The sequence below is a fragment of the Amorphus sp. 3PC139-8 genome (assembly GCF_040750475.1).
GTDB lineage: Bacteria > Pseudomonadota > Alphaproteobacteria > Rhizobiales > Amorphaceae > Amorphus.
Window position 1 is genome coordinate 1 of the sequence record NZ_JABJVY010000040.1, and the last position, 13,141, is coordinate 13,141.

Consider the following 13,141-nt stretch of genomic DNA (forward strand, 5'->3'; position numbering starts at 1 on the left):
AAACTTGTTCGTCGTCTTGCTCGTCATAGCCCCATCCTCTCAGGAGTTGGAGCCTCCGACAAACCCGGGGCGGTTCACACTGCGCGGCAAGCGGAAGCCGTAGCGGCCGGTGCTGGAGAAAGCCCGACGGCTGAGGTGATAATGGTTCGGGTAGAAGACGCCGAGCAGCGGTGGGGCGACCTGGCGACTGTCGACGCGATCGTTTTCGGGGCCCCAACCTACATGGGCGGTCCTTCGGCGGCATTTAAGACCTTTCAGGATGCCACTTCTCACGCCATCATGGCGAAAGGATTCCTGTGGCACGATAAGCTTGCGGCCGGGTTTACCAACTCTGGCGCTCGATCGGGCGACAAGCTTGCCACCCTTATCCAGATGTCTTTGTTTGCGGCGCAGCATGGAATGATTTGGATCGGACTCGATCTGCCTCCCGCGAACAATTCGTCGATCGGATCTGAGTCGGACTTGAACCGGCTGGGCTTCTGGCTCGGAGCCGGAGCGCAATCGAACGTCGACGAGGGGCCGGAGACGGCACCTCCGGCTTCCGATCTCGCCACCGCGCGCCATCTCGGCCGCCGCGTGGCAGAAGCTGCCATACAACTCGCCCGTGGCCGTCTACCCGTGCAGTTCGAACTGGTGGAAGACGCCGGAAGCAAGTGGAGCGAGTGATCAGGATCGAACCGACGACATTCAGCGTTGGAAGTTGATGTCCTCTCACTGAATTGCGTTCGCCCGGTCCCTGAAAAGGGCGTTCCCGGCACTCCCTGTCAAGTGGCAGGGGCACGGCGTCAAGATAGAGCTCGACCGGAAGCTGGTTCTTGTCGTTCGGACGTTTCCGTCTGAGTGGAAAAGGCCCTACACCGCGCGGAAATGCTTGGACAGCTTCAGGCGCTGGGCCTGGTAGTTGGAGCCGAGCCCGGTGCCGTAGAGCGTGTCGGGCAGCTCCGCCATGCGCTCATAGACCAGCCGGCCGACGACTTGGCCGTGATCCAGGATAAAGGGCACCTCGTGGCTGCGGACTTCCAGCACCGCGCGGGCGCCGGAGCCGGCTGCGCCATGGCCGAAGCCCGGATCGAAGAAGCCGGCATAATGGACCCGGAATTCGCCCACCAGCGGGTCGAACGGGACCATTTCGGCGGCATAGCCCGGGGGCACCTGAACCGCCTCGCGCGACACCAGGATGTAGAATTCGTTGGGGTCCAGGATCAGGCCACGGCCGGGGCGCACGGTGACCGGGTCCCAGAAATCGGCGATGTCGTAGCCGTCCTTGCGGTCGACATCGATCACGCCGGTGTGGCGCTTGCCGCGGTAGCCGACGATTGCGCTCTCAAGCTCGCTTTCCAGATCGATGGACAGCTGAAGCCCGCTGTCGATCGCGGCGTTGCCGGGGGCGACCAGCGGCTCGTTGCGGTGAAGTTCTGTCAGTTCGGCGTCGCTGAGGGTGGTCGATCCGCGGCGGAAACGGATCTGGCTGAGGCGCGAGCCGGTGCGCACCAGGACCGGGAAGGTGCGCGGGCTGATTTCCGCATAAAGCGGGCCCGAGTAGCCGGCGGGCACCCGGTCGAAGGCGCCGGCACGGTCGGCGATCACTCGGGTGAAGACGTCGAGCCGGCCGGTGGAGCTCTTCGGGTTGGTGGACGCGGCCACCGCGGAGGGCAGGGCGAGCCGCTCCTGCAGCGGCACCACATAGACGCAGCCTGTTTCCAGGACGGCGCCCTGGCTGAGATCGATCGTGTGCAGGGTTACTTCGGCGAGCTTGTCGGCGACCGACACCTCCGGACCGGGCAGGAAGCTTGCGCGGATGCGGTGGGCGACGGTGCCCAGCCTCAGGTCCAGGCTCGCCGGTTGGATCTGGTCGGCGTCGAACGGTCGCTCGGCGGCGATGGCGCCTTGTTGGTTCAGCGCCGCGAGCGCCTGTCGGGGAAGAATGCCCGCCGTGTCCTGCATGATACCGGTCCCCGCCCGCCAATGATGGCCGTTTTGCCGCTTTCTCAGTCCATGACCTAACCGAACACCGCATTGACGCCAAGAAATCCCGGGCGTAAACAGCGCATCGTCCCGTGGTCATTTGAGCCGGCCGGCTTGCAGCCACGTTAAACAAGTCGCTAAAGAGGCCGGGTGAAGGTACGCCCCGGTCGCTCCCCGACCGGGTTTTTTTGTGTCTCGACCCGAAAGGGGCGCCTCCCAGTGCCGGTGGTCTCCGGCCGATCGAACTGGAAAGGAAGTCGAGCATGGCGTCGTCGTCGCTGCCTTCGGGCGTCGGACCCGCAACCCGTCTCGTGCATGGCGGAACCGAGCGTTCCCAGTTTGGCGAGACCTCCGAGGCTTTGTTTCTCACGCAGGGCTTCGTCTACGAGACCGCGGAAGACGCGGCCGCACGCTTTGCCGGCGAGGCGGAAGGCTTCGTCTATTCGCGCTACGGCAACCCCACCGTCCAGATGTTTCAGGACCGCATGGCGCTTCTGGAAGGGGCGGAAGCCGCGCGCGCGACGGCGAGCGGCATGGCGGCGGTGACAGCGGCAATGCTCGCCTGCGTGAAGGCCGGCGACCATGTGGTGGCCTCGAAGGAGCTGTTCGGCGGCTGCCGCTATGTGGTGGAGGATCTGCTGCCGCGCTTCGGGGTGGACGCCACGCTGGTGATGGGATCGGATCTCGCCGCCTGGCAGGCTGCCGTCCGTCCGAATACGACCGCGTTCTTCACCGAGACCCCGGCCAACCCCACCCTGGCATTGGTGGATATTGCCGCGGTTGCCGAGATCGCCCATTCGGCGGGGGCCCGTCTGGTCGTCGACAACGTGTTCGCGACCGCCTTGCATCAGGCTCCGCTGAAGCTGGGTGCCGACGTGGTGGTCTATTCCGCGACCAAGCACATCGACGGTCAGGGGCGATGTCTCGGCGGCGTGATCCTTTCCGACCAAGCCTGGGTGAAGGAGAATCTCGACACGCTCCTGCGCCAGACCGGGCCGGCCCTGTCGCCCTTCAACGCCTGGATCATGCTGAAGGCGCTGGAGACGTTTCCGCTGCGGGTGCGCCAGCAGACCGAGACGGCGGCGCGCGTCGCCGATGCGCTCGCTCGGCATGCCGGCATTGCCAAGGTGATCTATCCGGGCCGCGCCGACCATCCCCAGGCCGAGATCGCCGCCAAGCAGATGACCGGCGGAGGCACCTTGATCGCGTTCGAGGTCAAGGGCGGCCGGGATGCGGCCTTCGCCGTTTCCAACGCGCTGCGGGTGATCAAGATTTCCAACAATCTCGGCGATGCCAAGAGCCTGATCACCCATCCGGCAAGCACGACCCATCAGCGCCTGACCGACGAGCAGCGCGCCGAGCTGGAGATCGGGCCCGGGTTGCTGCGGCTCTCCATCGGGCTGGAGGATGCCGAGGACGTGGTTGCCGACCTGACCCGGGCGCTCGACAGCGTGAGCGCGAAGACCTCCGTGTCGGTGGGATGAGCTCGGAGTAGAGCCGATCAGCTTTTTATGGAATTGCTGAACGGCCCTACCCCATTGCTTTGATGCATTTTCGGACGACGAACCGGTTTCCGCTTCGCCCGGAAATGCTCTAGTCCGGCCCGAGCAGGCTGGCGGCAAGCACGATGCGCGCCGCCGCCGACAAGCCGCAGACCATCGCGAACGCCGCCGCAATCGCCGGAAACCATGCCGGAACCAGGCACATGAGCATGAAGGCGGCGATGGTTTCACCGCCCTCCGCCAGCCCGCTCAGATAGTAGAGCGATTTCGGTCCCTGGGCCGCCGTTGCGAGTTTACGGCGTTCCGCGAACACCGCGAAGGCGAGGAAAGCGCTGCCATTGGCGGTGAAGGTGAATAGGAGCACGGCCGCCGCGAGGGCGTTCCGTGCCGGATCGGCCACCGCGAAGGCGAGCGGCACCGCGCCGTAGAAAACGAAGTCGAGCACGATATCCAGGTAGCCGCCGCGGTCGCTGGGGCCGCTTGCCGACGGGCCGGGTTCCGCGTCGCCTGGAAGGGCTCGAGCGACGGCGCCGTCCAGCCCGTCAAACGCCCGATTCAACGCGATCAGGGCAAGGCCTACCAGAAAGAGGCCATTGGCGATCGCGAGCGCGGCGATGAGCCCGAAGGCGAAACCGGTGATCGTTACAGCGTCGGCAGGAATTCCGGCACGTGCGATCCTCCGTCCGGCCGCCTGAAGCGGGGGATCGATCAGCGATCTCAGGCGGGCATCGAACATGGCAGCCTATCCGCCAGACCAAAAGCGTGTGCGGCGTACGAGGTAGAAAGATGCCGTCGGCGACGACAGCCTGACGCATGGACGCGATGGTATGCCGTTGGACATGCGACATGTACAAGGCCGCCTTCGCTCAAGGTCCGGTCCAGCAGGCGAAGACCATGTCCCAGTAGGCATGGGCCCGCGCGATTGACGCCAGGGCCGGAGGCGCGTAGAGCGCCGCAAGGCGACATGAGGCAAAAACGGCACCGGCTGTGTCCCGCGCGCAGCCCCGCAAGACGGTGCGCCGAACGTTTCGAGAGAGAGAATGTACGAAGCCACCACCCGAAATCTCCGGGTCACCGTCAGTCCTCAGTATCTGGAGGATGAATCCGCGCCGGACCAGGGACGCTATATCTGGGCCTACACAATCGAGATCGCCAACGAGGGCGCGGAGACGGTACAGCTCATCAACCGCTATTGGCACATTACCGATGCCAGCGGACACGTGGAGGAGGTGCGCGGTCCCGGCGTGGTCGGCGAGCAGCCGGTGCTCGCGCCCGGCGAGGCGTTCACCTATACCTCCGGCTGTCCGCTCGGAACGCCCTCAGGGATCATGGTCGGCATCTACGAGATGGAAACCGCCGACGGCGAACGCTTCGAGGTCGACATCCCCGCCTTCTCGCTGGACTTGCCGGACGCGCATCCGACTTTGAACTAGCTCGCGCCAATGCGCTTCACCCCGCGGAGCCGCGAGCAACGCGAGCAGGCGCGAGCTAAAGCGTCTGGTAGCGGGCGCGGGCGCCGCGTTCGATCGCCGCGATGATCAGCTTTTCCAGGCTCAGCGTGTCGCGCAGCATGGAGAGAAGCCGCAACTCCTCCGGCTCCACGGTGAGGTCGGCGGCGGCCACCTCGACGGCGAGCGCATAGGCGGTCTCGTAGAGGTGCTTCGGCAGGCAGGTGCGGATCAGCTCCAGCACCGTTTCCAGCCCGTCCTCTTCCTGCAGGATCTCTGCGCAGGTTTCCGAGGCGGTCACTAGCCGGTTCTCGTTGTAGTCGCGGAAGATCGGAAGCGTGCGGACGATCTCGCCGATCTGCTGCAGCTCTGCATCCGTCATCGTACGGTCGACCGCCGACATGGTGACCATGACGTAGACGAGGGCTTCATGATGGGAAATCGGCTGGTCCATCCGGGGCTCCGAGGGTTTTTTGTTCGCCCGGACCCTAGAGCGACTCGACGCACGATGGAAGACATTCGCCGAATTGCAGACGCCGAGAATTGACCGCGCGCCCGCGCGCCCATAGATCAACGGCGTTCCGTCGTTTTCTGGCGGCTCCTCAAGAAGAAGGCTTAAAATCATGACCGTTCGCCCCGAACCCGCCGATCTTTCCGAAGAGATCGTCGCCGCGGCGAAGGTCAGCAAAGCCTGGCCGTTCGAGGAGGCGCGCAAGATCATCGCGCGGCTGGAGCGCCGCGGCGGCAAGGACGAGGTGCTGTTCGAGACCGGCTATGGCCCATCCGGCCTGCCGCATATCGGCACCTTCGGCGAGGTCGCGCGCACCACCATGGTGCGCCATGCCTTTCGGGTGCTGACCGACGATAAGATCCCGACTCGGCTTCTGTGCTTCTCCGACGACATGGACGGCATGCGCAAGGTGCCGGAAAACGTGCCGAACCAGGAGCTGCTCAGGGAAAATCTCGGCAAGCCGCTGACGCGCGTCCCCGATCCGTTCGGAACCCACGATTCGTTCGGCGCCCACAACAACGCCCGGCTGCGCGCCTTCCTGGACGCCTTCGGCTTCGAGTACGAGTTCGCCAGCGCCACAGACTATTATCTCTCCGGCCGGTTCGACCAGATCCTGATCCGGGTGGCGGAGCGCTATCAGGCGATCATGGACGTCATGCTGCCGACGCTGGGCGAGGAGCGTCAGGCGACCTATTCGCCGTTCCTGCCGATCTCGCCCGCGACCGGTCGGGTGCTCTATGTGCCGATGAAGGACGTAAACCCGAGCGACGGCACCATCACCTTCGACGACGAGGACGGCAGGGAGGTGACGTTGCCGGTCACCGGCGGGCGCGTAAAGCTGCAGTGGAAGCCGGATTTCGGCGCACGCTGGGCGGCGCTCGACGTCGACTTCGAGATGTTCGGCAAGGACCACCTCTCCAACCAGCCGGTCTATGACCGGATCTGCAAGGTGTTGGGCGGCGAGCCTCCGGAGCATTTCGTCTACGAGCTGTTCCTGGACGACAAGGGCGAGAAGATCTCCAAGTCGAAGGGCAACGGGCTGACCATCGACGAATGGCTGACCTATGCCTCGCCGGAGAGCCTGTCGCTGTTTATGTTCCAGAAGCCGAAGACGGCGAAGCGGCTTTATTTCGACGTGATCCCACGCACGGTGGATGAGTATTTCGCCCACGTGGCGGCGTTCGGCCGTCAGGATGCCGCCGCGCAGGTGAACAATCCGACCTGGCACATCCACAGCGGCGCCCCGCCGGTCATCAACATGCCGGTCTCGTTCGCGCTGCTTTTGAATTTGGTCTCGGCTTCGAACGCGGAAACGGCCGACGTGCTGTGGGCCTATATCTCGCGCTATGCGCCGGGCGTGACGCCTGCGGCTGCCCCGGAGCTGGACCGGCTGGTGGGCTACGCGATCCGCTACTACGAGGATTTCGTGCGCCCGAAGAAGGTGTTCCGGGCGCCCGACGAGCTGGAGCGGGAGGCGCTTGCTGCCCTTGACGCCAAGCTTGCCACGCTTCCCAAGGACGCCGATGCGGCGACGATCCAGGACGCGATCCTGGACGTGGCGCGCGGCTTCGAGCGTTATCTCGACCCCAAGCGCAAGGGGCCGGACGGAGGTCCCGGCGTTTCCGGCCTCTGGTTCCAGGCGCTCTATCAGACCCTGATCGGCCAGGATCAGGGGCCGCGTTTCGGCTCGTTCGTAGCGCTTTACGGCATCGACGAGACCCGATTGCTGATCGAAAAAGCGCTCGCGGGCGAACTGGTCGCGGTCTCGGCAAAGCAATAGTCCCGGCAACCGGGGAGGATTACTGCGTCGTCGGCGGGGGCGGCTGCCACAAGCCGCGCTTCTGGCCCTGGGCGATCCAAGACAGCACCTTCAGCCGATCCGGGGCGTCCTCGGCCGGCTTCGCCCAGCCTTGCGAGACGAGCCAGCTTGCGATGTCGGTGGCGCCAACGGTGCAGGTGACATCCGCCGGTTCGTCGAGCTTGGCCGTCTCGTTGGCTTCCGACGCCGCTTCGAGCGTGCGCGCGACCTTCTCGTCGAGGGCCAGGCACTCGATGGCGCGGGCGCCGACCAGCTTGCGCAAGGCGGTGCGGGCGCGGATGTCACAGCTCCACTGAACCGGCGAGCCTTCCTGGCAAGTGTCGAAGGTGGACGGGCCGTCGACCTGGGCGATTTTCAGCGGGGTGCCCTGGGCGTCGAGGGTCAACGCGTCTTCCACCACCACCAGATAGTAGCGCACCGGCTTCGGCGGTAGCGGCGGCGGCAGTTCCACCGCGCTCGGCAGGCGCTGCAGCGGGGCGACGCGTTCCGGGCTGCGGGTAATCCGGTTGGAGGAGACGTCGCGGACGGAGACGTCCGGTTCGGTCTCGATAGGTTCCAGCTCGTCGGCGGGCTCTACGGCGTTGGCGTCGGCCACTTCGGCCGGGCGCACCGTGGTCTTGCCGCCCCAGTCGGCGGCGTTCTGGGGGTCGTCGTTGGGCGCGCCGAGCGGCAGCGTCTTCATGCGTTCCGACACCGGGCCGACCCAGCCGTCGTCCAAAAGCAGAAGCGGAACCACGCTGGCGGCTGCCGCACCGATCACCACCGCGGCATAAAGAACCCGCGACAGGGTCTGGGACCGGCGCCGAGCCCGCGAATAACTGGCCATTACTGACTAGCCCACAAAATCCTGGCCATCCATTCGATCGAGGCGAGCGGGAGGGTCCGGTCGGGGTGCTCGGGGTTGAGCGAGGTCAGCTCGACCATCTTGCTGGTCTGCCGATGGAGAATTTTCGCCATCACCTCGCCGTCCATGGTTTTCACCACGACCCGATCGCCCCGGCGGACCGCCGCCGCGCGCGAGACGATCAATACGTCACCGTGGCGGTAGAGCGGAAGCATGGAATCGCCGGAAATCTCAAGAGCGTAAACGGGCTCGTCTCGGCGCTCCGGAAAGGTGATCTCGTCCCAGCCGCTGCCGACGGGAAAACCGCCATCGTCGAAGAAGCCGCCGGCACCGGCCTGGGCGAAGCCCACCACGGGCACTGCACGCGGCGTTGGGATCGCATCCTCCGCCAGACGCCGGTCGCCGCTGCGAAAGAAGTCGGCGAGGCTCGAGCCGGTCGCTTCCAGGACCTTGGCGATCGATTCCGTCGAGGGCCAGCGCGGACGTCCGTCGCCGGCCAGTCGCTTCGACTTGTTGAATGTCGTCGGGTCGAGGCCGGCGCGGCGCGCCAGGCCGGAGGGGCTCAATCCCTGCCGGTCGGCCAGCCCGTCGATCGCCGCCCAGACCCGCTCGTGCGTGAGCATGCCGCACCACCTCTCCGTCGCGTGGACGAACGCCGACCCGGAGACCCTCTCCGGGAATAAGAAAAGGAAAACATACCTAAATGCACTTTAATTCCCGCCACGCTCGGAGTCCAGAACCGACGCGGTTCCGGTCTAGACTCGGATACCTTGTCGGCGGGCGGGGCGAGCCGCTACTGTCGTCCGAAACCTTTATCGAGTACCGGATCCATGCGCGCCAAGACCGTCTACAAGATCGTCGACACCCCCTCCTGGGAGACAGCGGAGCGTGAAGGCGTCTATCGAGGAGCGCCGATCGACCACGTCGATGGCTTTATCCACCTTTCCGCGCGTCACCAGGTGATGGAGACGGCGCGTCGCCACTTTGGAGAACAGGAAGGCCTGCTGCTGGTGGCGATTCGGGTCGATGCGCTTGGCGACAAGCTGAAATGGGAGCCCTCGCGGGGCGGGGACCTGTTCCCTCATCTCTACGGCGATCTTCCCCTCGAGGCGGTGGCCTGGACCAAGAAGCTGCCGCTCTCGCCCGCCGGTCATATCTTTCCGGAGCTCGACGCGTGATCCCTTCTCTGTCGACGCTCGGGCCCGCGCTTCTGCGCCGGCTCGACCCGGAGCGTGCGCACCGTGCGACGATTGCCGCCCTCGCCAACGGACTGGCGCCGGCACCGGCCCTGCCGCACGATGCCGCCCTGGCGATCTCCGCCTTCGGGCTCGACTTCCCGAATCCGCTCGGCATGGCGGCCGGCTTCGACAAGGATGGCGAAGTGCCGGGGCCGCTTTTGAAGCTCGGTTTCGGATTCGTCGAGGTCGGAACGATTACCCCGCTCGCGCAGCCGGGAAATCCGAAGCCGCGGGTGTTCCGCTTGCCCCAGGACCGGGCGATGATCAACCGGCTGGGCTTCAACAACGGAGGTCATGCCGCCGCGCATGCGCGGCTTGTCGGCCGCCGGTTCGAGGGCATCGTCGGGGTCAATCTCGGGGCCAACAAGGTTACCCACGACCGGATCGACGATTATGTGCGCGGCGTGCGCACTTTCGCCGACGTCGCCGACTACTTCACCGTCAATATCTCCTCGCCCAACACGCCCGGCCTGCGCGACCTGCAAGGGGCAGCGGAGCTGGACGAGCTCATGACGCGCACGCTCGCCGCCCGCGACGAGGCGGCCGAGACGGGGCGGCGCGTGCCGCTTCTGGTGAAGGTGGCGCCCGATCTCGACGAGCTCGGCCTCGATACCATCGCCGCCGCTGCGCTGAAGCATGGGATCGACGGGCTGATCGTTTCGAACACCACGATCGCACGTCCGCCACTGAAGGATGCGCGTACGGCGCAGGAGGCCGGCGGGCTCTCGGGCCGACCGCTGTTCGAGCCGTCGACGGTGGTGTTGGCCAAGATGGCGAACCGCATTGATGGCGCCATGCCGCTCGTCGGCGTGGGCGGCGTGTGGTCCGGCGAGACGGCGTTTGCCAAGATTGCGGCCGGAGCGAGCCTGATCCAGCTCTATACAGGGCTCGTCTACGAGGGCGGCGAGCTGATCCCGAAGATCCTGCGTCATCTGGGCGAAGAGGTCCGTCGGCGCGGCCTGACTTCGCTCGACGAGGCTATTGGCTGCGAGCGCGACGCCTGGGCACGGGGCGAGGTGCATCCCGGCATGGGGTGACGGATTCGCCTGAAAAGAGTCTCTCCGACGAAACGTCAGACGGAAACTCGGGACACGCTGTTTCAGGCGTCGCGTAGCCAGCGCACGACCGCGCGCCGGCCTTGCTTTTCACGCGTTTCCGGATGGCGAACCGGTTCTCACTTCGCCCTGGAAAGGCTCCGGGGCGCGCCCGCGCGGCCACGAGCGAAGCGAGTTGGCGTGAGCGATAAGTTCACCTCTCAGGCCGGCATGCGCAGGATCGGCTTGATGGTCTTGCCGCTTTCGGAATCCTCGACGGCCTGGTTGATCTGGTCGAAGTCGTAGAAGGTGACCAGCTTTTCGAACGGGAAGCGGCCCTGGCGTTGCAGCTCGATGAGGTGCGGGATGAAGATCTGCGGCACGCTCGCGCCTTCCACGATGCCGATGATGCGCTTACCGGGCACCATCACGCCGTTGACATCGAAGTTGGCATCGGTGCCGAGCTTCGGCGCACCGACGATGCCGCAGGTTCCCATGATGCCAAGTGCGTCGATCGCCTGACGCAAGACCTCCGGGCGCCCGCTGGTCTCCAGGGTGCAGTGCGCGCCGCCACCGGTGATCGCTTGGATCGCTTCCACCGGGTCGCCGTCCTTGGCGTTGATGACATGGGTCGCGCCGCACTCCCGGGCGAGCTCCAGCCGGTTCGGCTGAACGTCCACGGCGATGATCGTAGTGGCGCCGGCGACCTGGGCCGCGAGAACCGAGCTCAAGCCGACAGCGCCGGCGCCGAAGGAGACGAAGCTCTGCCCGGCGCCCACATTCAGGGCGTTGAGCACCGCGCCGGCCCCGGTCTGAATGCCGCATCCGAGCGGGCCGAGCAGCTCCAGCGGGGCGTCCTCGGCCACCTTCACCAGGTTGCGCTCATGGGCGATGGCATAGGTTCCGAACGAGGACTGGCCGAAAAAGTGATCGTGGATCGAGTGGCCGCTGCCGTCGGAAACCGCGGTGGAGCCGTCCTTGCGGCAGCCTCCGAAGTTGAGCGCGAAGAAGTCGGCGCAGTGGTAGGGATGCCCGCTCTGGCAGGGATCGCAGACCCCGCAGGACATGAAGCTCATCACCACGTGATCGCCGGGGCCGAGATTTTTCACGTCGCTGCCGACGGCTTCCACGATGCCCGAGCCCTCGTGACCGAGCACCACCGGCAGCGGGGTGGGATAATATTGATCGCGGATGATCAGATCGGTGTGGCACATGCCGGCGGCTACCACCTTCACCAGCACCTCGCGCGGCGCGGGCGCGCCGAGTCTGAGGGTCTCCAGGGCGAATTCGGCCCCCTGTTCGCGAATGACGGCGGCTTTGATGTCGCGTGAGGCGATCTCGTTCATCGGTTTCCTCCAATTGTGCGGGCCGTTTCGATGCGCGGCTTGGCGGCGCATGCCCCTGGCACGAGGAGGAGTGTAGCGATCATGCGTGTCGGAAAAAGGGGTGACGCGTGGTCTCGCGGCGATCCGCATGCCGCCAATGAAAAAGGCGGCTTGCAAGCCGCCTTTCGCGTTCTGTGTCCGAAGGGCCTGCCTCAGGCCGCCTCTTGGCGCGGCGTCACCAGCTTGCGGTTCACCAAAAGCTCGGCGATCTGCACGGTGTTGAGCGCGGCGCCCTTGCGCAGATTGTCGGAGACCACCCACATGACCAGGCCGTTGTCGACCGTCATGTCCTCGCGGATGCGGCTGATATAGGTCGCGTCCTCGCCGGCGGCCTCGTAGGGCGTGACGTAGCCGCCCGGCTCGTGCTTGTCGATGACCAGGCAGCCCGGCGCCTCGCGCAGGATGTCGCGGGCCTCTTCCGCAGAGATCGGCTTCTCGAACTCGATATTCACCGATTCGGAATGCGAGATGAACACCGGCACGCGCACGCAGGTGGCGGAAAGCTTGATCTTCGGATCGAGGATCTTCTTGGTCTCCACCACCATCTTCCATTCCTCCTTGGTCGAGCCGTCTTCCATGAAGACGTCGATCTGGGGAATGAGGTTGAAGGCGATGCGCTTGGGGAACTTCTTGGTCTCGACCGGATCGGAGACGAACACCGCCCGGGTCTGGGTGAAGAGCTCGTCCATGGCGTCTTTGCCGGCGCCGGAGACCGACTGATAGGTCGACACCACCACCCGCTTGATGGTCGCGGCATCGTGCAGCGGCTTCAGCGCGACGACGAGCTGGGCCGTGGAGCAGTTAGGGTTGGCGATGATGTTCTTCTTGGTGAAGCCTTCGACCGCGTCGGCGTTGACCTCCGGCACGATCAGCGGCACGTCCGGATCGGTGCGCCAGTAGGACGAGTTGTCGATCACGACGGCGCCGGCCGCGGCGATCTTCGGGGCCCATTCCTGGGCGATCGAGCCGCCGGCCGACATCAGGCACAAATCGACTTGGCTGAAGTCGACATGCTCCAGCGCTTCGACTTTCAGGGTCGTATCGCCGTAGGAGACCTCGGTGCCCTGGCTGCGGCGGGAGGCGACCGGGATCACCCGATCGGCCGGAAAGCCGCGCTCTTCGAGGATGTCGAGCATTTCTCGGCCGACATTCCCCGTCGCGCCGACCACTGCGATTACGTAACCCATGTCAGTCACTCATTTTCATCGTGTCCCTGACCGCGCGGCAATCGCCCCCACCAAGGGCGGGCCGGGCCAGGAAGTCGCGCGTGTAGCGCGTTCGCTCATGTGAGTCCATTGCGGGTTCGCTGCAAGGAGGCGGCCGACAGGTTGTTTTTGCCCGCTTTTGCCTTTCCCGGCGGGCTTCGATCGGCTATGGCTCTTGCGCTGCAACAAG

13 protein-coding genes and 1 riboswitch are annotated in these 13,141 nt (G+C 65.5%); of the genes, 6 read left to right on the forward strand and 7 right to left on the reverse strand.

The window, feature by feature from the left end:
- Window positions 1–33: 33 nt before the first annotated feature.
- The gene (locus tag HNS03_RS23795; protein ID WP_367198565.1) at window positions 34–666 is read left to right on the forward strand and encodes a flavodoxin family protein; all 633 of its coding nucleotides are present in this window, start codon (window positions 34–36) and stop codon (window positions 664–666) included.
- A 186-nt stretch (window positions 667–852) separates the two neighbouring features.
- Here HNS03_RS23795 and HNS03_RS23800 read toward each other — a convergent pair whose 3' ends face one another.
- Window positions 853–1,944, reverse strand: a complete 1,092-nt coding sequence (locus tag HNS03_RS23800) for a 2'-deoxycytidine 5'-triphosphate deaminase (protein ID WP_367198538.1) — start codon at window positions 1,942–1,944, stop codon at window positions 853–855.
- A 103-nt stretch (window positions 1,945–2,047) separates the two neighbouring features.
- Window positions 2,048–2,127: riboswitch (SAM riboswitch) on the forward strand.
- A gap of 101 nt (window positions 2,128–2,228) precedes the next feature.
- Between HNS03_RS23800 and HNS03_RS23805 the strand changes: the two genes are divergently transcribed.
- Window positions 2,229–3,449 carry an O-succinylhomoserine sulfhydrylase gene (locus tag HNS03_RS23805; protein WP_367198539.1) on the forward strand — a complete coding sequence of 407 codons (1,221 nt, stop codon included), beginning with the start codon at window positions 2,229–2,231 and terminating at the stop codon, window positions 3,447–3,449.
- A 109-nt stretch (window positions 3,450–3,558) separates the two neighbouring features.
- Here the strand turns inward: HNS03_RS23805 and HNS03_RS23810 are convergent, their stop codons facing one another.
- A complete protein-coding gene (locus HNS03_RS23810) occupies window positions 3,559–4,203 on the reverse strand; it encodes a CDP-alcohol phosphatidyltransferase family protein (protein WP_367198540.1) in 645 nt (214 codons plus the stop codon).
- Between the two features lie 304 nt (window positions 4,204–4,507).
- Here HNS03_RS23810 and apaG point away from each other — a divergent pair, with 304 nt between their 5' ends.
- Window positions 4,508–4,900 (forward strand): Co2+/Mg2+ efflux protein ApaG, encoded by a 393-nt coding sequence (gene apaG / locus HNS03_RS23815; RefSeq protein ID WP_367198541.1) that lies wholly within the window; start codon window positions 4,508–4,510, stop codon window positions 4,898–4,900.
- A 55-nt stretch (window positions 4,901–4,955) separates the two neighbouring features.
- On the opposite strand, the gene HNS03_RS23820 is transcribed toward apaG, so the two are convergent.
- A complete protein-coding gene (locus HNS03_RS23820) occupies window positions 4,956–5,369 on the reverse strand; it encodes a tellurite resistance TerB family protein (RefSeq protein WP_367198542.1) in 414 nt (137 codons plus the stop codon).
- 169 nt (window positions 5,370–5,538) lie between these two features.
- Here HNS03_RS23820 and HNS03_RS23825 point away from each other — a divergent pair, with 169 nt between their 5' ends.
- Window positions 5,539–7,206: a lysine--tRNA ligase gene (locus HNS03_RS23825; protein ID WP_367198543.1), complete on the forward strand. Its 1,668-nt coding sequence runs from the start codon at window positions 5,539–5,541 to the stop codon at window positions 7,204–7,206.
- Between the two features lie 19 nt (window positions 7,207–7,225).
- Here the strand turns inward: HNS03_RS23825 and HNS03_RS23830 are convergent, their stop codons facing one another.
- Window positions 7,226–8,071 (reverse strand): thermonuclease family protein, encoded by an 846-nt coding sequence (locus HNS03_RS23830; protein ID WP_367198544.1) that lies wholly within the window; start codon window positions 8,069–8,071, stop codon window positions 7,226–7,228.
- Window positions 8,071–8,712, reverse strand: coding sequence for a helix-turn-helix transcriptional regulator (locus HNS03_RS23835; protein ID WP_367198545.1), 642 nt, complete (start codon window positions 8,710–8,712; stop codon window positions 8,071–8,073). The genes HNS03_RS23830 and HNS03_RS23835 overlap by 1 nt, the downstream gene beginning before the upstream one ends.
- A 207-nt stretch (window positions 8,713–8,919) precedes the next feature.
- On the opposite strand from HNS03_RS23835, the gene HNS03_RS23840 reads away from it, so the two are divergent.
- Window positions 8,920–9,267, forward strand: a complete 348-nt coding sequence (locus tag HNS03_RS23840; protein ID WP_367198546.1) for a DUF952 domain-containing protein — start codon at window positions 8,920–8,922, stop codon at window positions 9,265–9,267.
- The gene (locus HNS03_RS23845) at window positions 9,264–10,364 is read left to right on the forward strand and encodes a quinone-dependent dihydroorotate dehydrogenase (protein ID WP_367198547.1); all 1,101 of its coding nucleotides are present in this window, start codon (window positions 9,264–9,266) and stop codon (window positions 10,362–10,364) included. Before HNS03_RS23840 ends, HNS03_RS23845 begins: the two co-directional genes overlap by 4 nt.
- 218 nt (window positions 10,365–10,582) lie before the next feature.
- On the opposite strand, the gene HNS03_RS23850 is transcribed toward HNS03_RS23845, so the two are convergent.
- The gene (locus HNS03_RS23850) at window positions 10,583–11,707 is read right to left on the reverse strand and encodes an NAD(P)-dependent alcohol dehydrogenase (protein ID WP_367198548.1); all 1,125 of its coding nucleotides are present in this window, start codon (window positions 11,705–11,707) and stop codon (window positions 10,583–10,585) included.
- A 191-nt stretch (window positions 11,708–11,898) separates the two neighbouring features.
- Complete coding sequence (locus HNS03_RS23855; protein ID WP_367198549.1) at window positions 11,899–12,933, reverse strand: aspartate-semialdehyde dehydrogenase; 1,035 nt, start codon at window positions 12,931–12,933, stop codon at window positions 11,899–11,901.
- Window positions 12,934–13,141 lie beyond the last annotated feature (208 nt).

What these genes read in the sequence shown, in the direction of transcription:
- HNS03_RS23800 (WP_367198538.1), bottom strand. Translation starts at nt 1,944, where the DNA reads ATGCAGGACACGGCGGGCATTCTTCCCCGACAGGCGCTCGCGGCGCTG.
- HNS03_RS23805 (WP_367198539.1), top strand. Translation starts at nt 2,229, where the DNA reads ATGGCGTCGTCGTCGCTGCCTTCGGGCGTCGGACCCGCAACCCGTCTC.
- HNS03_RS23810 (WP_367198540.1), bottom strand. Translation starts at nt 4,203, where the DNA reads ATGTTCGATGCCCGCCTGAGATCGCTGATCGATCCCCCGCTTCAGGCG.
- apaG (WP_367198541.1), top strand. Translation starts at nt 4,508, where the DNA reads ATGTACGAAGCCACCACCCGAAATCTCCGGGTCACCGTCAGTCCTCAG.
- HNS03_RS23820 (WP_367198542.1), bottom strand. Translation starts at nt 5,369, where the DNA reads ATGGACCAGCCGATTTCCCATCATGAAGCCCTCGTCTACGTCATGGTC.
- HNS03_RS23825 (WP_367198543.1), top strand. Translation starts at nt 5,539, where the DNA reads ATGACCGTTCGCCCCGAACCCGCCGATCTTTCCGAAGAGATCGTCGCC.
- HNS03_RS23830 (WP_367198544.1), bottom strand. Translation starts at nt 8,071, where the DNA reads ATGGCCAGTTATTCGCGGGCTCGGCGCCGGTCCCAGACCCTGTCGCGG.
- HNS03_RS23835 (WP_367198545.1), bottom strand. Translation starts at nt 8,712, where the DNA reads ATGCTCACGCACGAGCGGGTCTGGGCGGCGATCGACGGGCTGGCCGAC.
- HNS03_RS23840 (WP_367198546.1), top strand. Translation starts at nt 8,920, where the DNA reads ATGCGCGCCAAGACCGTCTACAAGATCGTCGACACCCCCTCCTGGGAG.
- HNS03_RS23850 (WP_367198548.1), bottom strand. Translation starts at nt 11,707, where the DNA reads ATGAACGAGATCGCCTCACGCGACATCAAAGCCGCCGTCATTCGCGAA.
- HNS03_RS23855 (WP_367198549.1), bottom strand. Translation starts at nt 12,933, where the DNA reads ATGGGTTACGTAATCGCAGTGGTCGGCGCGACGGGGAATGTCGGCCGA.